Raw genomic sequence first — 20,408 nt, 5'->3', positions numbered from 1 at the left:
TTTATTCAAGCACAGCTTCAGGAGAAACTGAAGGCGTTTTCCCCTGTTGTCGCTTTTCAACCACTTCATTAAAATGGGCTATGTAATGGGGGTGGTTGGTTTTCATCAACCGGTCCCAAAAGTTAAAATATAAGCCATAATTGCATTTAACCAGGCGGTGATGCATGTTATGGTGTGTTGAGGTATTGTGCCATTTAAATAGCCAATGCTCTGCAAAGCCTTTCGGGAAAAGCTCGTATCCCAGGTGCCCGGTAACATTTAATAACAGCGAGTAAAGCGAAAAAATGGTTATCGCCGAAGGATGGTGCGGGATGGTAAAAGCAATTAATGGTATAATGCCAACTTCTACAATAGCCTCCAATGGGTGAAAAGCATATGCCGCAAAAGGTGTGGGATTAACCGAAAGGTGATGCGTTTTATGCACCCATTTAAAAATGGGTTTCCAGTGCATGGCCCGGTGCGTCCAGTAAAAATAGGTATCGTGCAAAAGGATCATCAGCGCGATGCTGAAAAAATAATAGAAGTATCCATACTTGTTTATCGGTTCGTAGGCCAGCGTTAATCCATTTTTTCCAGCCCAGATCACCATTAGTACTATCAATCCAAAAATAATTATAGTAATGGCCGAGTGTTTTATTTCATTAAAAATATGCTTTCGTTCAGGGTACCGCTGCTGGATCTTGGCCATCCAGTATTTTTTGTTCTTCCAAACATAAAAAAACAAATAAAATGATCCGGTAAAAAGCAAATACCGCGAAACCAGGTTAAATAAAACCTTTAGGGATTCAAGCGAATTTGCAATTGACGAAAACATAAAATAATAACGACAAATATTAAAAATCCTTGTTCAGCAGCTTTTCCAGTTCGGCAAAACTGATATTCATTTTAACGCGGCCCTGTTTAGCATAGGATAACTCGCCTGTTTCTTCTGAAATGATGATTGCCGTAGCGTCATTAGCTTCAGTAACACCTATGCCTGCACGGTGACGTAAACCGAACTGTGCCGGGAGGTCGGTCTTTTCCGTCAACGGTAAAATACAACTTGCTGACTTGATCTTGTTTTCGGCTATTACCACCGCTCCGTCATGTAAAGGGCTTGTTTTTTGAAATATGCTTTCCAGCAAACGTTTGGAGATCTTACCCTCAATAACCTCGCAGCTGTTCTGGTAAAACTGTTCATCATAATACTTGGCAAAAACGATTAAAGCGCCCGTACGGGTAGATTTCAGACTTTTACAAGCATCAATAATAGGCTTTATGCGGGCATAATTATTTTTTTCTGCATCGGCCTTCCCAAAAAAGTATTGCCACCAAGCCCTGTTGCGCTGCAGAGAAGCGTTTTTGCCTACCAATAGCAAAAAACGCCTCACTTCCTGCTGAAAAACAACAATCAGGGCGATGATGCCTACATCCACAAATTTGCCCAGGATACCTGTAAGCAACTGCATATGCAGCGCTTTTACAACATAGTACATACCGAACAACAGCGCAAGGCCAATAAAAATATTTGCCGCGATAGTACCCCTGATAAGGTTGTACAACTGGTAAATAAGAAATGCCACCAGCACGACATCCAACAGGTCAAAAAATGTAAATTTAAATAGACTGAAATCGAAAAAATGCATTTACTAAGGTAGGGATTTTAGTCCGAAAGTCGGGAAGTCCGAAAGTCCGAAAGAAAATATTCGGCAATAAGGCCCGGCTATTATAATGGCTTTTTTTAAAGCAAAGTATATTAAGGTTGATATGGTCTGTTGGGAACTCCCCATCCCCATTTAGGTATAGGCTATATCCGGGTCTTCCGATAATCCCTCTAAATTTGAATTAATAACCGCTATGCGGGTTTCCTATTCCAGGTAAGCTATAAATGCCGATCTGAATTCAGGGTCAGCAGGTTTATCGGAATTTGTTAATAAGCCAAGGTCGATGACCAGCTTGGGGAATAAATATGATAAAGGCCAAAATGAAAATTAATAAAGAATGTATTACGCATTATTTATTCCTTTCGGTGGTAAAACGCACCAGTTGTTCCAGTCCTTTGCGAGATTCACCCTCGGGGAAGGTGTTTAGTATTTCAAAAGCTTCATCCTGGTATTTTTTCATTTGCGTTTCGGCATATTGCAGGCCGCCGGTTTCGTTAACAAACCGGATGATCTGCGCTATTTTTTTAGGATCGTCGTTATGATTTTTTACCAGATTGATCATTTGCTTTTTAACATCAGCCTTGCTGTTGTTAAGTGAATAAATGAGCGGGAGCGTTACTTTTTTTTCTTTGATGTCGATACCAAGGGGTTTACCAACATCATCTGTTCCAAAATCAAACATATCGTCCTTTATCTGGAAAGCAATGCCAATCTTTTCGCCAAAGAGGCGCATTTTCTCGATAGTAGCATCGTCGGCACCGGCAGACGCCGCACCGCATTCACAGCAGGATGCAATCAGCGAGGCCGTTTTTTGCCTGATCACTTCATAGTAAACAGGTTCCTCAATATCCATTTTGCGTACCTTTTCAACCTGCAACAGTTCTCCTTCGATCATTTGCTGCATGGCTTCGGATACTATTTTAAGGAAACGGAAATCATCATGTTTAATAGAAAGCAACAGCCCTTTTGACAGCAGGTAATCACCCACTAAAACCGCTATCTTGTTTTTCCATAAGGCATTAATTGAGAAAAATCCACGCCGCTGGTAGGAGTTATCCACCACGTCATCATGGATAAGGGTAGCTGTATGCAATAGCTCAACCAGGGCAGCACCCCGGTGAGTAGATTCATTAATGCCACCGCAGATGCTTGCCGAAAAAAAGACAAACATGGGCCTGATCTGTTTGCCTTTACGCTTAACGATGTAGTGGGTAATACGGTCGAGCAGCGGTACTGAGCTTTGCATAGAAGTTTTAAACTTCCCTTCAAAAACATCAATATCAGCGGCAATAGGTTTTTTAATCTCGTTGATGCTCAGCATTGAAACTATACACGCTTTTTATTTGCCGGCAGCCTTGCCGGCAACCTGCAGCAAACATAGGAAATTTAGTTGATTAAGTTAGGAGAGGTGAGTGGTTGATTGAGTTGATTTTGTGAATAGTTTAGTAAATTAAGGTATCCAACTTAATCAACCCAATCTAACCTAATCAACTAAGTTAACACCCCTTAACATCTTTTAACATATCAGGTTTAAACTAAAGCCTAAAAAAAGGCTCTATTGTTTAAACAACAAAAATTAGAAAAAAATGAAAATTACAATATTCGGAGGTTTACTGGTAGCTGCATTAGCTATCACCTCAATGGCCCAGGCACAAACACATATACAAGGCATCAACCGCATGCAGCACAAACAGGAACACCGCATTGCGATGGATGTGCGCCATAGAAAAATATCCCGCAGGGATGCTTATCATCTGCGAAGAGAGGAGCAAAGGTTAAATACAGAAAAGCGTATGGCTATGGCCGACGGACGTGTTACGCCCGCAGAACGCCGCCACCTGCGCCGCGAAGAAAAAAAGATAAACCATACCATACGCCACGATGAGCGTAAGGACAGGTTAAGTTAATTTTGTGTAGGGTTGAGTTTTCATGAAGCGCCGCGGTTTTTCCGTGACGCTTTTTTTATTACCGATAAAAGCAATATTATTTTATCTTTGCGCGATTGCTGTTGGGTTGTAATAAGCTGTAATTGTTGTTAAGGTTATAAAAGTTGTAAGATTTAACCCTTAAAACCTTTCCAATGTTTGCAACCCCTTCATCTAAAGGAGAGATGTCTGAGTGGTCGAAAGAGCACGCCTGGAAAGTGTGTATACTCCTAAAGGGTATCCAGGGTTCGAATCCCTGTCTCTCCGCCAGTTTCAATATGAAAAACAGATAAAAGCCTGCAAATCAATGATAGCAGGAGTCTATTTAAGTGTTCTGTATGCGGTAATGATGCCAAAACCTTATTTCTATATTTCAATAGCTGATGAACCGATCATCGCAAATACCCCTCAAATGGAGGAGAACGACCGGTTAGATAAATGAAGCCCTCATCTCTTCCATCTAACTTAGGTTATTTTTGCCCGTTGTCCGTCGCAGGTTCTTCCGGAATTTACTGACTTCCTGACCAATCTCCAACCTATGAACATTTGTTTCTTCCTGAATTTTAAATTAGCTTTATTCGAAATTATTCACCTAAAAAATTATCACAAAATGGAAGCAAACAACAATGCCCAATTAAAAGGATTTGTAAGATTGGGCGGTTCGCCTGAAGAAGTAGCCAGTAAATTAGGCCCACTGGCAGATCTTGAAGGCACATGGACTGGCAACACCGGGTGGAACCTGATCGCTGTGCCCTCGATGAAGAGTGGCCTGCCAACCTTTACGGTACTTATTCAGCAATATTCGGAAACCATCACCTTTACGCCGATTACAGCACCGGTGCCAAACCGCGGCGGGGCAAAACAGCAATTCATCACCGGCCTGTTGTATGAACTTACCATTAATGACATGAAGTACCCTAATGGCATCCTCCATGTAGAAAACGGCATGTGGCTGAATATGGCCGATGTAGAGGCGCAGCCGGATGGCCCTGTTGTTGAGTCGGAAATAGCCAGGCCGTTTTCTATTGCCCGGATGTCGGCTATACCGCATGGCGACGTTGTAATAGCGCTTGGCAACTCGGAAACATCTTCAGGCACCCCGGTTTTCCCAACCATCACTGCTATCCCCGTTCCGGAAGGGTTGCCGCCGCAGTTCGGGTATATAGATCAGTATACAAAAAATGAATTTACCGGACAATTTGCACCAGCAGATGTAAACAAAACCCTGGCGGATACCGCTGCTACCCAAACAATAACCAACGTAACCACGATTACAGTTGATACTGGCAATAAAGGCGGAAACATAGCCAATATTCCCTTTGTTGAAAAACACGTGGACCCTTCAAGGTTCCAGTCGACTTTGTGGATTGAAGATGTAGTTATGGGCGACCTCACCTTTAAACAACTGCAATATTCGCAGCAAACCGATCTGAATTTTATTAAGAAATTCAATCTGCCTGGCGATATCCTGTGGCCCCATGTAAATGTTAATACGCTAAGGAAGTCGTAGTTTGGTTCATAGGTACTAGTTCATGGTTCAAAGCAGGAAGCATTACATGTTCAAACCGAAGGTTTTTCAGATAGGAGCCAATTACCTACCTTAGCGGTTGGTTTTACTATGAACCATGAACTATCAACCATGAACTCAGCCGATCTTACCTGGAAAAAACTTTCGTCAACCTATATTCATAAAGGCCCATGGGCCACCTTACGGTCAGACAGGTGTGAAATGCCCAACGGGCATATCGTTGAAGACTATTATGTACTGGAATACAGCAACTGGGTAAACGCCGTTGCCATAACCGAGGACAGTAAAATACTGATGGTGCATCAGTATCGCCATGCTGCCGGCATCATATCACTTGAAATACCCGGAGGGGTAATTGATGAAGGTGAAACGCCGGTACAGGGCCTGCGCCGGGAACTGCTGGAAGAAACCGGTTATTTATTTGATGATTTTGAGCCGCTATGCACCATATATGGCAATCCATCAACAGCAAATAACCAAACTTACACGTTTTTGGCCAGGGGCGGCAAAAAAGTGCAGGAACAGCACCTGGATGAACAGGAAGAAATCATAGTGGAGGAATTTACCATCCCTCAGGTTAAACAATTACTGCTGGATAACAAAATAGCCCAGGCATTACACTGCGCCGGGCTATTTTATGCGTTGAATAAGTTAGGCGCCTTATAAGGCGTTACGGGTTATTTGGGTGCACCGGTAACAAGACGTCTTCCTGCCATGCTAATGTTGCTTATTTTGAAATTGTTATTTTGCGGATCGCATTATTATACTGGTCGGCAACATAAACATTGCCGTTTCCATCAACAGCTATTCCCTGCGGGTAGTTGAACCGGGCAGTAGCTCCATCACCATCTACATTTCCCTGGGCGTTTAAAGCACCTGCTATGTAATATAAAACACCGGCGGTGTTATATTCCATTATCCGGCCACCTTCATCGGCTATGAAAAGGTTTCCGCTGGCATCAATCGTAATCGCCGATGGATAGTTCAGCAGGGTGGTTTGTACCGGGTTACCTGCCAGCGTGGTTACAACACCTGCTGACGTAATTTTCCGCAAGGCAGAATTGCCCTGGTCTGTTACATATAAATTCCCCTTGCTGTCAACAGCCACCCCTGTTGGATTATTAAAGAACGCTACGGCACCCGTGGCATCAATAAAGCCTTTAACTTTATTACCGGCTACTGTTTTAGTACGGCCGGTTGTTAAAATCTCGCGGATCACGTTGTTACCCCTATCCGCAACAAAAACGTTGCCTGCTGCGTCGACAGCAACTCCTTCAGGATTATTGAATACCGCCAGTGAGTCTGTTCCGCCTTTCCAGTTGGCCGTGTCTTTAGCGCCGTTGCGATAGCCTGCCACGCCAGTACCGGCATAGGTGCTCACCACACCCGCAGGCGTTATTTTCCGGATAACATTGTTGCCGAAATCAGCAACATATAAATTGCCCTGCGCGTCAAACGCCTGGCCGTTGGGTGCATAAAATTCAGCTGAAAGCGCAGGGCCGTTAACCAGGCCGATGATTTGGTTACCTGCTATTGTAGAGGTTGTTCCGGTGGTTGAAAGTTTCCTGATCAGGTCGTTAAAGGAGTCGGACACATAAACATTCCCGCTCGCATCCACCGATACGCCCTGGGGATTATTGAACATGGCGCCTGTTAATGAGCCCTCAAGGTATCCCGCTGTTCCGGTTCCGGCAAATGTTGAAACCGTTGCGACTATTGCGCCGGTGCCGGTAGTTGTAAAGGTTAACACCCCCCCATAGCCAACGCCTGCTTCGTTAATACAATAAGCCCTCAGGTAATACGTGGTATTTGCCGTAAGGCCTGTCAGTTTGCTGGTGAAAGTTTTTAGTGACGTGCCGGTGGCTTTTAATGTATCCGTAGTTTTGGTGTCGGAGGTGGTAGGCACTTTATTGGTTGAACTATAGCAAACTCCGCTTGTGGTAACTGTACCATTTTCAGTATTTACCAGCAGGCCACCGCTTTGCGCGGTTGTTTGTGTAACGTTTATAATAACACCTGTAGTAGTAACCAATGGTATGTTGGCATTAACTACGGTAGAAGTAGATTTTTTTGAACATCCGGTGTTTAGCGATATAAACAATAAAAAAGATGCAAATAATAAGATGCTGCGTAAGCCCGGGATTTTCATGCGAATAAACAGATAAAGGAGTAAAAATTTTTAATCATACCACTATGCGTGAATACATTCAACTGCAATTATAGCCTTAATATTGCTTGAATAGTACAAATTTAACAAATATTAACACCATTGAATGCCATAAGAATATGGTTAATAAACCGAAGGGCGAAATTACGGTTTAGATCGGGTATTTGAATAAAAACCAGCTTGAAAATTGCTTTTTTATAAAAAACCGGATCTCCGTCCGGCCAAAACAATAAAATAAAGGCGGTTTGATAGGGGCTATTGATCCTGAATAATCAATTACCGCCAGGATACCGGATTCTGATAAAGATTAAATGCTGCTTAAAAGATACCGCCCTTTAATCTACATTAATATCTGCACATACTTGTATCCTGCGTATAAAATGATATTGACAGGTTTTTGTCCCTCCCTTTCAAATTTATACCAATTTGCATCACCCGAATCGACAGCGCCCTTCCAGTCGGGGCCCAAACAAGTCCTGAAATTTTCAATAAAATATTGCTGGGCCTTTGCTGCATCGGCATCACTATTGTAAAAAAGCGACTGGTCAAAGGCGAAATATGCAGAATTAGGGTCTATCGAGATTTTTGCTTTTGAGTTTTTGTCTATGGTAAAACTCGACAGGTGGTTAATAAATCCTATCTTTTTTTTGTCAAGCACATCCATCGTAGTGTCAGCAACCTGGCCGGTTATTAGCAGATAATCGGTAACCCTTTGCCGAATCAAAAACTGTACCTGATCACAAATGGCAGGATTATCCATTATCACACCTGATTCGGGTGTAGCGATTATGCTTTTCAGATTATAGGACGCGTCGTTTTCATAAAAATATTGCCGGTCATATTTTTCCCTTGGCGTCTTTTTTTTACAGGTAACCCTGAAGGTATACGTGCCCGCCGCTGTTGCTTTGTATAAAAGCTTCATGGTATAGGTGGAAGATGTGTCGATAGCGGCTTTAATTGATTTTAGCTGTCCGTTAACATTACTGAGAAGCGATAATAAAGGATGATCAAATCCCGAGGATACGTTTGCATTGATCACATCGCCTGCCCCAAGCGTTACCCTTATATCCTGGTATTGTTTACCCGCGGCATTTAACGGGTCTTCCGGTTTTATTTTGTTTGATAAAGTATCATAATAAATACCATGGTCTCCGGTTCCCTTTTTTTTTATTTCCTGTGTAATATAGTTTTCTCTGGGTTGAGAAGCTTTTAAACTGCCTGCGGGCTTTTTTATGTGGGTTTGCGCACTTGTTATTTGCAGACATATGGCAAAATAGAGGCAAACACCAGTCAATAAATATCGGGCTGTCTTTTTCATGTTTTTGACTTTTAAACCGGTTGTTTAAGGTTATACTTTATTTAAATAGACTGCTGTGGCTAATCCAACTGTAATAATGTAACCCCCCCGCCGCCATCAGCCGGGAGGTCAAAAAGCATCCAGTAGCCGCCGCTGCCGTCGTGCAAATCAAAATAATATGCTTCAATCCCTTTATCCATTGATTTATGCTTAGCATCAGGATATCGAAGTAAAAGATCATCTTTCGCAGCCCGGGCAAATGAAGCATTATCCGTGAAAAATATATCGATTTCCTTTGTTTCTTTATCTACATTATAAACTTGCCCGGGGCTGGTGGCCTGGTAGGTATTCGGCTCTCCGGGCTTACTTTGGGTGTAATGTAAATCTGTTACCGAAGCAATAAAATCTTCAGTTGACGCACTTAGCAATTTAAAAAGATTGCTGTAAGTAGGTGTAATTACAGTAACGCCATTAATTGATGCGGTTTGCAGCGCAAGGGTGCTTTGGGCCGATGAGTTGTATTGTATGCCGATAAGACAACAAAGAATAGCAAGGAGATTTCTCATCTGATATAATTAGGGGGATCAATGTTTTAAATGATACCGCCGCTAAATATATCGATGATCTTTGTCCTAAATAGTAGTATTTTAATGTGATTTGCGGAGAAGAGTTGAAAGCAAAAAGACCAAAGCAGAAAGCTTTAGTCTTTCCATTTTGGTCTTTCAGATTACAAAAAAGCTTTGGTCTTTCTGCTTTGAGCTTTGAGCTCCCGGTTCTACCTGCTCAAATACATTGATTTTTCCTTATACAAATGCCTGAAGTAAGGATCCTGCAGGTTAGGGATAAAACGGATGGCTTCGCCGGTTGATTTCATTTCAGGGCCAAGCTCTTTATTAACCTCGTGGAATTTATCGAAGGAGAAAACAGGCTCTTTAATGGCGTATCCCCATAGTTTGCGCTCGATGGTAAAATCTTTCAGTTTAGCTACCCCAAGCATGCATTTTGCAGCGATGTTGATGTAAGGCACATCGTAGGCTTTGGCGATAAAAGGAACCGTACGTGATGCCCGAGGGTTAGCTTCTATCACATAAACTTTATCATTTTTTATCGCAAACTGGATATTTAACAAGCCAAGTACATTTAATGCTTTGGCGATCTTTACGGTATATTCTTCCATCTGGCTGATGGCGCTGTCTGACAAGTCAAACGGCGGCAACACAGCAAATGAATCGCCTGAGTGGATCCCGGCAGGCTCGATGTGCTCCATCATGCCAATAATATGTACATCATCACCATCGCTGATGGAATCCGATTCAGCTTCCGAAGCGCGGTCAAGGAAATGGTCAATCAACACCCTGTTTCCCGGAAGGTTTCTTAATAAGCTTACCACTGCTTTTTCAAGGTCCTCATCATTGATAACGATGCTCATGCCTTGTCCGCCCAATACATAACTTGGACGTACCAATACCGGGTACCCTACCTGGTGGGCCACTTCCAGCGCTTCTTCGGCGCTTTCGGCTACACCATATTTTGGATAAGGGATCTCCAGTTCTTTCAGCAGGTCCGAGAAACGTCCGCGGTCTTCAGCAATATCCATGTTATCAAAGGATGTACCGATGATTTTGATGCCATGCTCGTGCATCTTTTCAGCCATCTTTAAAGCGGTTTGGCCGCCAAGCTGAACAATTACCCCATAAGGTTTTTCAAGTTCAATGATCTCGCGCACATGCTCCCAGTAAACCGGCTCAAAGTACAGTTTATCGGCCATGTTAAAATCGGTCGAAACCGTTTCGGGGTTGCAATTGATCATGATGGCTTCAAAGCCTGATTCTTTTGCAGCCAGCAAACCATGCACACAGCTATAATCAAACTCGATACCCTGACCAATGCGGTTAGGGCCAGAGCCTAATACGATGATCTTTTTCTTATCAGATACGATGGATTCATTCTCCCCTTCGTAGGTGGAGTAATAATATGGGGTTTTGGCCGGAAACTCTGCTGCGCAGGTATCCACCATCTTGTAAACCCGGTGCATATTTAAGGCCTTGCGGCGCTGGTAAACATCCTCTTCAGTTACATTACCTAAAATATGGGCGATCTGAGTATCCGAAAATCCTTTTTGTTTCAGGGTGAATAAGAACTCTTCGGGAATATTATTTAACGAGTAGCGGCGCAGTTCGTTCTCCAGGTTTACCACCTCCATGATCTGGTTTAAAAACCAGCGGTCAATTTTGGTGGCTTTACGTACCGATTCAATCGGCACACCCAAACTCAATGCATCGTAAATATGGAAAAGCCTGTCCCAGCTCGGGTGTTCCAGGCTATGCATAATTTCTTCTAAATTGCGGCTTTGGCGGCCATCGGCGCCCAAGCCGGCACGGCCGATCTCCAGACTCTGGCAAGCCTTTTGCAGCGCTTCAATAAAACTGCGGCCAATGCCCATTACTTCACCTACCGATTTCATCTGCAGGCCAAGTTCACGGTTGGCGCCTTTAAACTTATCAAAGTTCCAGCGCGGTATTTTCACGATCACATAATCCAGCGTCGGCTCAAAATAAGCCGAAGTGGTTTTGGTGATCTGGTTTTCTATTTCATCAAGGTTATAACCTATAGCCAGTTTGGCAGCAATTTTTGCAATTGGGTAACCTGTTGCTTTAGAGGCCAGCGCCGACGAACGCGACACACGGGGGTTAATTTCAATAGCGATGATGGCTTCGTCGGCAGGGTTTACTGAGAACTGGACATTACATCCGCCTGCGAAATTACCGATAGCCCGCATCATTTTGATGGCCTGGTTCCGCATTGATTGGTAACAACGGTCGCTCAGCGTCATGGCCGGGGCAACAGTGATCGAGTCGCCGGTATGGATGCCCATCGGGTCGAAATTCTCGATAGAGCAAATGATGATCACATTATCGTTATTGTCGCGCAGCAGCTCCAGCTCATATTCTTTCCAGCCCAGTACAGCTTGTTCCACCAAAACTTCATGCGTTGGTGAAGCTTGCAGGCCACGGCTCAAGGCGGCGTCAAAATCTTCTTTTTTATGTACGAAACCTGCACCTTTACCACCAAGTGTATAACTCGGCCGGATCACCAGCGGGAAGCCGATAACCTGGGCTGCTTCTTTTCCCTCTAAAAATGAATTGGCGATTTTTGATTTCGCAACACCCACACCAATATCTACCATCAGCTGGCGGAAAGCCTCGCGGTTCTCTGTTTTCTCAATTGCTGCGATATCAACCCCAACAATCTTTACGTCGTATTTCTCCCACAAACCTGCTTCCGCCGCTTCGATACAAAGGTTAAGCGCTGTTTGGCCGCCCATGGTTGGCAATACCGCGTCAATTTGTTGTTCCTTTAAAATCTTTTCAATGCTTTCAACGGTCAAGGGCAGCAGGTAAATGTGGTCGGCAATTACCTTATCCGTCATGATCGTAGCTGGGTTGCTGTTGATGATGGATACCGAGATCCCTTCTTCTTTCAAAGAGAGGGCCGCTTGTGAACCGGCATAGTCAAATTCGCAGGCCTGGCCTATAATAATAGGACCCGAACCGATAATTAAAATGGATTTAATGGAGTTGTTTTTGGGCATGTGCTTTTTTTATTGAGGAAAGCTGCCTTCGTGCGGAACTGCCGGCTTAAATTCTCCGAAATTGTTTCCGCAATCCGGTATCTTCTTGTCGGGGTGCAAAGATACGTTTTGTAAGGGTATTTGGTGATTTTTTTTTGATTTTTTGGCAGGGTGGCTGCTTGCGTTGAATTGGTGGATATGGTGCATGGTTTATCCGGTTAATATTAGCCGAAATTTAATTCCATTGATATATAAAAAAACGCAATTTTATTTTCAATTTTATTTAAATACAATTTTTCGTGGGTTAATTTTTACTCAAAATTTAACATTAGCTTTATATCCGGCTATTGTGATATTTATTTCCAGATAATCAAAGGGGGGCGAGTTTTATGAAAAGGAACGTTTGGTTTATTTTACCAGTAATTGCATTGATATTAAGCGGCTGTGCCATGCTGCAATCTGTTATTAAGTCAACCTTCCCGTATACCGCTACTTTAGAGATACCAAGGTCATCCGCTGTTGGCGTTGAAATTTCAGTAACCGGTATGGCCAACAGCTTCGACCAGGATTTTAAAAAAGACGGCAATAATGCGGCGAAGGTAAGCGAGGTGAGAATGGAATCGGCCCGGGTTGAATCAAGAGATCCGCATGATTTTAATATCGGCAACCTGACGTTATTAAAAGTATACATGTCAAAAACCGACGGCACAGATGAAGTGCTGGTTGCATCGCGTTCGGACATAACCGCAGGCGTGGGCAACGTAATGATACTGGATATAGACAATACGCATCAGTTAGAAAAAATGGTCCGCGAAGCAAAAGTGCGTATCAGGATGGTTTATAAGCTGCGCAACCATATCGACGTTAATGCCCACCTGCACATTGTGCTGGGTCTGGCGGCGGTGCCGAATTAAAATAAACAATTAGGAACCCAGAAAAAAATTGATGGGAAGCCCGTATTGTACTCTCACCGGTCGGCCAAACTGGGTTCCCGGCAACCACACATGGCTGTCTTTCATTACACGCAGGGCCTCATTATCGATTGACGGGTAAACTCCTTTAGTAATCTTTACATTGGATGTCTTTCCGTCCCTTTCAACTATAAATGATAAAACAACCGTACCCTGTATAGCATTTTCCTTTGCATCGTCAGGGTATTTTATGTGCCGGGACAAGTATTTATAAAAAGCATCCAGGCCACCCTTAAATTGCGGATTAACTTCCCGCGCTGCTTTGTAAACAGAGGTGCTGCCATCTTCATAAACTGCAGTACCCTCAACAAGTGATCCATTGGTATAAGTTTCGGTAAAACGCGCTTTATTTTTATCGAATAAGCCTTTGCAAACACCGTCTCGTTTGCCATTTTTAATTCCGCCTTCTTCAATTACAGTTTTAAAACTATCGTCAAAAACCTTTAAATAGCCATTCCCGTTTTCAACCAGTTTATTGCCCAGCGAATCGTAATTCATCGCTATCAGGTAATTACCGGTCACGTCGTTATTCAGGCCACCGTTTTCGGGATACAACAATTGCAAATAGGGCTTGCCATTGGGGAAAAAATTATAATCCGACCCTTTTTTAACCCCTTTTACATAAGTACAGGTACTTTTTTTCACCCCGCTGTTAAAATAAGTAGTGCATACCCCTTCAAGGTATACATGGTCTGCCTTCGAAGTTTTGCCGACCAGCTTTCTTTTTCCATCCTTATAAAAATCATCTACATTAAACAGTACAGTGCCGGAATCCGGTGCGCTCACCTGCCTGATATAGTCGGCGCTATCCCTGTTGTCAACTTGTTTTCCGTTATTTTTTAAGAAGGTAACGTTAAGGACTTTTTGTTGTGCAGATGCGACCGAAGCCGTAAAAATAAGGATGGTTAGAAAGAATAGTTTCATTTAAAATAAATTAGCATTTAGGCCGCACTAATTTACTTAATTAATTTATTATCCGCATCCGGGAACACCAAAATTGGCTGATAGTTACGCGCCTCTTCCATTTCCATATAGGCGTATGACATAATGATTACTATATCGCCTACCTGGGCCATACGTGCTGCAGCGCCATTTAAACAAATGGTTCCGGTACCGCGCTCGCCTTTGATGATATAGGTTTCAAAGCGGGCGCCGTTGTTGTTGTTAACGATCTGTACTTTTTCGTTGGCAATCATGTTGGCGGCGTCTATTAAATCCTCATCTATCGTTATACTGCCCACATAATTCAATTCAGCCTGCGTTATTTTAACACGGTGAATTTTTGATTTTAATACTTCAATAATCATCGGGCAAAGGTAGTGATTTGGTTCATAGTTGTTAGTTCATGGTCCATAGGCAAAAATGAAATTCCTGAGCATTTATCCCTAACTGAACTGCAAGCACCATTAACTATGAACCATGATCCATGAACTAAAGAAAAATTTGCATTTTAAAACATAAATCACTTATCTTCGTTCTACACATCAACGCAAGACTATGTAGGCAAGCCCAATATAGTCTTGTTTGTTTTTTGTGTGGCTGCGTCCTTCTTCAACAGGGAGGGCGGTTTTTTTTGGCAACCAATAGAACTAAATTGTTAATTAATTAAATTGTGTGTTATGGCAGATGTAGCTTATTATACCAAAGAAGGTTTAGAAAGATTAAAAGAAGAATTACAATATTTAAAAACGACAGGACGCTCCAATATCTCAAAAGCGATTGCGGAAGCACGCGATAAAGGTGATCTTTCGGAAAATGCAGAATACGACGCTGCTAAAGAAGCCCAGGGTTTACATGAGGCTAAAGTGGCCCATTTGCAGGAAGTGGTGGCCAGCGCGCGTTTACTTGATGAATCAAAATTGGATACCTCAAAAGTGCTTGCGCTATCAAAAGTGAAGATCAAGAATGTGAAGAACGGTGTAGTGATGAGCTATCAATTAGTATCAGAAAGTGAAGCCGACCTGAAATCGGGCAGAATATCTGTTGCCTCGCCGATAGCCAAAGGTTTATTGGGCAAAAAAGTAGGCGAAAAAATCGAGATCACCGTTCCGGCGGGGAAAATAGAATTTGAAATACTGGAAATTAGTCGTTAAAATAAGTTGTAAATGTTAGAAAGGTTGTAAGGGTTAAAAACACATCAAACCATTACAACCTTTACAACCACTACAACCCTTACAACCCTCCCCATGACCATCTTCTCAAAAATAGTAGCCGGCGAAATTCCGGCGTATAAAGTAGCTGAAACTATTGATTATTTAGCTTTCCTGGATATTAACCCACTGGCTGAAGGTCATGTGCTGGTTATCCCAAAAAAGGAAGTGGATTACCTGTTCGACCTGGATGATGAGCTGTATACCGGCCTGCAGATATTTGCCAAAATTATTGCGACAGCCATTAAAAAGGCTATCCCCTGTAAAAGGGTTGGTGTTGCAGTAATCGGTTTGGAAGTACCTCATGCCCATATCCACCTGATCCCCTTAAACCGCATGAGCGATATTAATTTTGAAAGACCGAAATTGAACCCAACGGCGGAAGAGTTGCAAGCAACTGCTCACAAGATCAGGGAAGCCTTAAAACGAGATTAATTCTTTTTGCGATGCGCAAAATAACTGCGGGCGACTATACAATCGACATTTTTGAAGACCATGCGTATTCCCCGAACGATAGCGTACATAAATACAACCAATCCTATTTAGAAACATCTGGCTATCAAAGTCACTCAATTATCGGGATAAAAGTTTACAATCTGGATACCCCGTTAAGTAGTGCCGTCATTGGTGGATCAGGTGGAGGAACCGGAATTCATGAAACTTCATTTGTATCCGAAACTGATAGGTTAGCAATCTGCTGTACAGATACAGTATTTTGTTTATCCATACCCGACTTATCCCTGCTTTGGAAAACAAAGGCTGATACGGCTTCCTGCTTTGAAATTTTTAAATATAAAACCGATTATATCATACATGGAGAATTGGAAATTACCCGCCTTGCCGCTGATGGAAGAATTCTATGGCAACAAAGCGGGGCAGATATCTTCACCCGGCCAGGTCCCGAAAGAGAAGACTTTATAATAGCAGAAGATTATATTTTAGCTACTGATTGGGATAACCGGAAATATAAATTTGATTTTAATGGCGTTGACCTCTCCTAACACTCTACTTTTTAGTTTTCGATAAACCAGCTACCCGGCCGGCATTATCCTTCGCAAAAGTATCCCAACCCGAATAGCTCTTTTTACTGCCGCCGGAGCTTTTACCGGTTGGCATCCGCTGGAATGAGTGACATACGGCAACAGCCAGGCCATCGGTGGCATCCAAAAAATCAGGTGTTTCTGTAAATTTCAACAGATTTTGAAGCATGGCGGCTACCTGCTCCTTGGTGGCGCTGCCGTTACCGGTAATGGATTGTTTTACCTTACGCGGGGCATATTCGGTGATATCAATATTGCGCGATAAGCCGGCGGCCATAGCCACGCCCTGCGCCCGGCCCAGCTTTAGCATAACCTGAATATTTTTACCGTAAAAAGGCGCCTCAAGGGCCATGCAATCGGGTTTGTAATTGTCTATCAGCGCGACGGTTTTTTCAAATATGCGCTGCAGTTTAAGCATGTGATCGTCAATCTTATCCATCTTCACCACACCCAGGCTGATCAGTTCAATTTTAGTTCCGGTTTCTTTGATCAAACCATAACCCATCACTGCCGTTCCCGGATCGATGCCTAATATGATACGCTCTTTCTGAATTATTATCTCCATATGTAGTTTTCCGTTGGCAGTTTGCAGTGGGCTGCCGGCATACGAGGGTTTTAAAAACTGCAAACTGGAAAACCAAAGATACTATTCACCGCTCACAACTCACCATTCACAAATTGCATATATTCTGACCTTCTGATCATCCGTGCGCCCATGGAAGCTAAATGTGGGGTATAAACCTGGCAATCGATCAAATTGTAACCCAACCCGCATAAATGGATCAAAGCCACTTTTGAGGCATTACTTACCAGGCTGAACATGCTTTCGCCACAAAATATGTTTCCCGTTTTTATACCGTACAGCCCGCCAACCAGGTTATCCTCCTGCCAAACTTCAACCGAGTGTGCATAGCCTTTTTGGTGAAGCCTGACATAGGCCTCTTTCATTTCAGCTGTTATCCAGGTGCCATCCTGACCCGGGCGTTCAATAGCTGAACAGGCAGCGATCACCTTTCCGAAGCATTTGTTGGCGGTTATGGTAAACCTGCCCGAGGTTAACACCTTTTGCATTGATTTGGATATTTTCAACTCCGCCGGGAAAATTACAAACCTTTCGTGCGGCGAATACCACAGGATAGGTGTGTCATCACTATACCAGGGGAAGATCCCGCTTTGATAGGCAAGCATCAACCGTTCGGTCGACAGGTCACCGTCAATTGCTAAAAGCCCGTCCGGTTCGGCCAGTTCGGGATCCGGAAAAAGCAACCTTTCATCGAGCCTGAAGATCATCCGGCAAAATTACGCCTTACGACGGATCACCAGCTTTTTATTTTGGGCTTTATAAACATTATCCAGGAAAACCTGCAACTCGGTGTATTTTGCCGCCGGGATTACGTGATTGCTGATATTGAATTTAGCGGTGCTAATCACCTGGTTTTTAGGCTGGTCGTACACATAGTTTACCTCGAAATTGCCATAGGTAAACTTTAAATTCTGGTTTACAGGCAACGTTTCTATATCAAAACCAGCGGGTAATATGATGGTGGTTGTACATGTTTTTTGCAATGGATGTTCAAAATAATAGTCCGATTTACGGTTTTCTTCCACCGGGATAGTAAACGTCATCAGGTCAAACACCCGTGGTTTATAAAACTGTTTATCGCCAGCCATTATATCCACAAACTTATCATACTCCAACTCGAAGTTGAGCACTTTGGGGTTTTCTGTATCAGGTGATGTACTCAGGTTAAAAACCGATGGTTGCTTAATTTTAAAGCGGCCTAAATAATACTCTTTTTGTTCGTCCACTTTTTGCGCCGAAATCTCGATATACTCCTCGCGGTAACCTCCGGTTGCCGAAATTTTTGCTTTTGCCTTGGCGCTGCCGTCTTCATTAAGGGTTAATACAACATCGCCGTTAAATTGGTTATCCTGCATAGTGCTGCGCGGGGTGTTAACCAGTTTGCCGCCGTCTTCGGTGATTAATAAGGCCCTTCGGTTTTCGGTAAAAGAGCCCAGCTTCCCAAACGGCATTGTATTGCTGGTACATTCAAGCCAGGTGGTATCGCCCTTAAACGGAACACACAAAATCTCGTGATTAAAGCTATTGAACGGGAAATCAGGCTCAGCCGGCTCCTTATTTACTTCGGCATTAATAACAGCGCAATAGGATGGTATATTCACTGCTTTTAGCAGCGCGCTCATATAATTAGCCAGCGCTTTACAATCGCCGTACTTTTTTTGATCAACAAAGGTTGCTGCGAAAGGTTTAAAGCCACCTATGCCCAACTGGATACTAACATACCGCATACTTTGTTGCAGGTAGTTGTATAAAAATCTAGCCTTTCCTTTATCCGTTTTAATCGTATCGGTCATTTTCCGGATTTCGGCTTCTCTTTCAGGTGTCAGGGAGGTCACATCGGCATCAAGCACTCTCAACCATTTTCCAAAACTTTTCCAGCTGCTGAAATCTCCGGGAATGCCAAAAAAGCTAAAATTGTTTACACCAAAGTATAGCCTCGGCAGTACCCGCCAGGCTTCGGCGCCTTCTTCCAGTTTAATGGCTTTAAGATTGCTTACTTCCCAGTTATAATCACTCTTACCGCCAACCGTGTTAACTGTTGGCTTAATGGTTGTGTTTTTATTCAAATAACGAAACCCTGCATTCTCATCAATAGAGATCCGGTAGTACGAATTTTGAACGGACTGCTGGTTTCCCTGGATGTCCCAACCGCCAATGTCCAGGAAACTTTTAGTGTCTTCTTCGTATTCTATTTCAATGGTAGTTGGGTATGCTGCTACCGAATGTTGTACTGCAAGCACACGCCCATCGGTAACCAGGTCGGCACCGTGGGTAGCCGAGTAATCTTCCATATCGCTTTTATGATACTTTTTGATCAGCCCGCCCTCTGCGTTATAGATCTTCATGCTTACATCGCTGTAACTGTCGTATTTGCGGTTATAAAAAAGCGCAAGGATTGCTTCGCGGTCGCCTTTTTCATTTAATATGGTCACTATCCGGTGTATTTTGCTTGTCATATTTCCGGGGCCGTTTACAATATCGTATTCCATACTGTACCGCACAACCGAGTTGGCATTCTCTTTCAGTGAATCGGGTATGCCGGCTGCGGAATAAGCCTGCAGGTTGATTTTTTCCTGCGCAAGGGTTTTCGAGATCAGGCCGGAATAGCAAAGGCAAACCAGCACGAGGTATTTTTTACAGTTTTTTAGCGTCATTTCATTAAGCCTTTTTCAGTACAATCTGCTCATTCAGCATTTCATACATTTTTTTAAAAAATTCATACATATCGGGATAATGATCTTTTGAATACTCAGCAACATTATAAGATATGGTATAGCGTATTAATATTGTCCCTTCCTGTTCACCAATTATACGCCTGAACGTAAAGCTTTTATCGGGCATTTCCATTGATACGTTTTTTGGCAACGCGTCGGTTTTATAACCAGCTGGCATTTTATACATCCCTATAATCGAGTAAGTTCTGGGGTAGGCAAAATCAATATTTGTCAACCTGTTCTCACGTAAAAAAGGGTTTAATTTAAATGGTGTAAAGAGGTTTGAATTCAGGTAAATATAGTTCTCATCAGAACCGGCCATATCAACGTTAAAGTCGATGTTCTGAATAAGCGGCAGGGTGTCCAACTCCATATTCTGCAGCTTAAGCGAAGTGATCTTTAGCGTATTATCGCCATTTTGCAGAAATTCTGTATATTTTTTTTCCCCGTCAGTTTTATACTTGTTGATGGCGTCGATCCGGTTATAGCTGATGCAGCTTAACTGTGCATTCCCCTCAAGTTTGCCACCTGGTTTAATTTTGGCATTAATTAAGATGGCCTCCTTTACCGGTGTACTCCTTTCAAGGCGAATAATATCATACTTGTTCTTTTGTTTATCAACATATAGCCCTGATGAATTAAGCAAATCATCTGGCGTTTCATTGTACATATTGTATTTGCCTGAGGCATCGAGTACATATTGTTTTGCGCTGTCTAATGGAGCATAAACTACCCCCCTGTTAAACTGCATTAACGAAGTAAAAAAAGGATCAACTTTGCCATGTTCCCTTGTACTTACCACCATAGGATATACTTCAA

The 20,408-nt window shown here is 42.9% G+C and carries 21 protein-coding genes and 1 tRNA gene; 9 read left to right on the top strand and 13 right to left on the bottom strand.

What is annotated here, in order from left to right; all coding sequences use genetic code 11:
• Position 1: 1 nt before the first annotated feature.
• The 3 genes from QZY09_RS06295 to QZY09_RS06285 form a co-directional block, all read right to left on the bottom strand.
• Complete coding sequence (locus QZY09_RS06295) at positions 2-814, bottom strand: sterol desaturase family protein (RefSeq protein ID WP_295669698.1); 813 nt, start codon at positions 812-814, stop codon at positions 2-4.
• 19 nt (positions 815-833) lie between these two features.
• Positions 834-1,625 (bottom strand): diadenylate cyclase CdaA, encoded by a 792-nt coding sequence (gene cdaA / locus QZY09_RS06290; RefSeq protein WP_295669694.1) that lies wholly within the window; start codon positions 1,623-1,625, stop codon positions 834-836.
• Positions 1,626-1,992: 367 nt separating this feature from the next.
• Positions 1,993-2,964 carry a polyprenyl synthetase family protein gene (locus tag QZY09_RS06285; RefSeq protein WP_295669692.1) on the bottom strand — a complete coding sequence of 324 codons (972 nt, stop codon included), beginning with the start codon at positions 2,962-2,964 and terminating at the stop codon, positions 1,993-1,995.
• A gap of 265 nt (positions 2,965-3,229) precedes the next feature.
• Here QZY09_RS06285 and QZY09_RS06280 point away from each other — a divergent pair, with 265 nt between their 5' ends.
• The 5 genes from QZY09_RS06280 to QZY09_RS06260 all read left to right on the top strand — a co-directional run bounded on the left by QZY09_RS06280 (position 3,230) and on the right by QZY09_RS06260 (position 5,762).
• The gene (locus tag QZY09_RS06280) at positions 3,230-3,550 is read left to right on the top strand and encodes a hypothetical protein (RefSeq protein ID WP_295669689.1); all 321 of its coding nucleotides are present in this window, start codon (positions 3,230-3,232) and stop codon (positions 3,548-3,550) included.
• A gap of 197 nt (positions 3,551-3,747) precedes the next feature.
• A tRNA-Ser gene (locus tag QZY09_RS06275) sits at positions 3,748-3,838 on the top strand.
• Positions 3,839-3,875: 37 nt separating this feature from the next.
• On the top strand, positions 3,876-4,010 hold the full coding sequence (locus QZY09_RS06270) for a hypothetical protein (RefSeq protein WP_295669687.1): 135 nt from the start codon (positions 3,876-3,878) through the stop codon (positions 4,008-4,010).
• Positions 4,011-4,178: 168 nt separating this feature from the next.
• Positions 4,179-5,078 (top strand): heme-binding protein, encoded by a 900-nt coding sequence (locus QZY09_RS06265; RefSeq protein WP_295669684.1) that lies wholly within the window; start codon positions 4,179-4,181, stop codon positions 5,076-5,078.
• A gap of 129 nt (positions 5,079-5,207) precedes the next feature.
• Positions 5,208-5,762 carry an NUDIX hydrolase gene (locus tag QZY09_RS06260; protein ID WP_295669681.1) on the top strand — a complete coding sequence of 185 codons (555 nt, stop codon included), beginning with the start codon at positions 5,208-5,210 and terminating at the stop codon, positions 5,760-5,762.
• Positions 5,763-5,823: 61 nt separating this feature from the next.
• On the opposite strand, the gene QZY09_RS06255 is transcribed toward QZY09_RS06260, so the two are convergent.
• The 4 genes from QZY09_RS06255 to carB form a co-directional block, all read right to left on the bottom strand.
• A complete protein-coding gene (locus tag QZY09_RS06255; protein ID WP_295669678.1) occupies positions 5,824-7,245 on the bottom strand; it encodes an NHL repeat-containing protein in 1,422 nt (473 codons plus the stop codon).
• A gap of 358 nt (positions 7,246-7,603) precedes the next feature.
• On the bottom strand, positions 7,604-8,581 hold the full coding sequence (locus QZY09_RS06250) for a hypothetical protein (RefSeq protein ID WP_295669675.1): 978 nt from the start codon (positions 8,579-8,581) through the stop codon (positions 7,604-7,606).
• 59 nt (positions 8,582-8,640) lie between these two features.
• Positions 8,641-9,126 (bottom strand): hypothetical protein, encoded by a 486-nt coding sequence (locus tag QZY09_RS06245; protein WP_295669672.1) that lies wholly within the window; start codon positions 9,124-9,126, stop codon positions 8,641-8,643.
• Between the two features lie 209 nt (positions 9,127-9,335).
• Positions 9,336-12,152 carry a carbamoyl-phosphate synthase large subunit gene (gene carB, locus QZY09_RS06240; RefSeq protein WP_295669669.1) on the bottom strand — a complete coding sequence of 939 codons (2,817 nt, stop codon included), beginning with the start codon at positions 12,150-12,152 and terminating at the stop codon, positions 9,336-9,338.
• A gap of 368 nt (positions 12,153-12,520) precedes the next feature.
• Between carB and QZY09_RS06235 the strand changes: the two genes are divergently transcribed.
• The gene (locus QZY09_RS06235; RefSeq protein ID WP_295669666.1) at positions 12,521-13,045 is read left to right on the top strand and encodes a hypothetical protein; all 525 of its coding nucleotides are present in this window, start codon (positions 12,521-12,523) and stop codon (positions 13,043-13,045) included.
• A 9-nt stretch (positions 13,046-13,054) separates the two neighbouring features.
• Here QZY09_RS06235 and QZY09_RS06230 read toward each other — a convergent pair whose 3' ends face one another.
• Positions 13,055-14,026 carry an energy transducer TonB gene (locus QZY09_RS06230; protein ID WP_295669663.1) on the bottom strand — a complete coding sequence of 324 codons (972 nt, stop codon included), beginning with the start codon at positions 14,024-14,026 and terminating at the stop codon, positions 13,055-13,057.
• Positions 14,027-14,058: 32 nt separating this feature from the next.
• Positions 14,059-14,409: an aspartate 1-decarboxylase gene (gene panD / locus QZY09_RS06225; protein WP_295669660.1), complete on the bottom strand. Its 351-nt coding sequence runs from the start codon at positions 14,407-14,409 to the stop codon at positions 14,059-14,061.
• Positions 14,410-14,721: 312 nt separating this feature from the next.
• On the opposite strand from panD, the gene greA reads away from it, so the two are divergent.
• From greA to QZY09_RS06210, 3 genes are all read left to right on the top strand, one after another.
• A complete protein-coding gene (gene greA / locus QZY09_RS06220) occupies positions 14,722-15,195 on the top strand; it encodes a transcription elongation factor GreA (RefSeq protein ID WP_295669657.1) in 474 nt (157 codons plus the stop codon).
• Between the two features lie 93 nt (positions 15,196-15,288).
• Entirely contained in the window at positions 15,289-15,687 is a 399-nt protein-coding gene (locus QZY09_RS06215; RefSeq protein WP_295669655.1) for an HIT family protein, read from the top strand.
• Between the two features lie 11 nt (positions 15,688-15,698).
• Entirely contained in the window at positions 15,699-16,253 is a 555-nt protein-coding gene (locus tag QZY09_RS06210) for a hypothetical protein (protein ID WP_295669653.1), read from the top strand.
• A 4-nt stretch (positions 16,254-16,257) separates the two neighbouring features.
• On the opposite strand, the gene ruvC is transcribed toward QZY09_RS06210, so the two are convergent.
• The 4 genes from ruvC to QZY09_RS06190 all read right to left on the bottom strand — a co-directional run.
• Positions 16,258-16,857: a crossover junction endodeoxyribonuclease RuvC gene (gene ruvC, locus QZY09_RS06205; RefSeq protein WP_295669650.1), complete on the bottom strand. Its 600-nt coding sequence runs from the start codon at positions 16,855-16,857 to the stop codon at positions 16,258-16,260.
• A 92-nt stretch (positions 16,858-16,949) separates the two neighbouring features.
• A complete protein-coding gene (gene aat, locus QZY09_RS06200; RefSeq protein ID WP_295669648.1) occupies positions 16,950-17,582 on the bottom strand; it encodes a leucyl/phenylalanyl-tRNA--protein transferase in 633 nt (210 codons plus the stop codon).
• 9 nt (positions 17,583-17,591) lie between these two features.
• Positions 17,592-19,529, bottom strand: a complete 1,938-nt coding sequence (locus tag QZY09_RS06195) for a DUF3857 domain-containing protein (protein WP_295669645.1) — start codon at positions 19,527-19,529, stop codon at positions 17,592-17,594.
• A 4-nt stretch (positions 19,530-19,533) separates the two neighbouring features.
• Positions 19,534-20,408: hypothetical protein (locus tag QZY09_RS06190; RefSeq protein ID WP_295669642.1), on the bottom strand; the 875-nt coding region annotated here is incomplete at its 5' end.

Origin of the sequence: uncultured Mucilaginibacter sp. (genome assembly GCF_903913935.1) — a bacterium.
GTDB lineage: Bacteria > Bacteroidota > Bacteroidia > Sphingobacteriales > Sphingobacteriaceae > Mucilaginibacter.
This window is presented reverse-complemented; position numbering and strand designations above follow the sequence as displayed.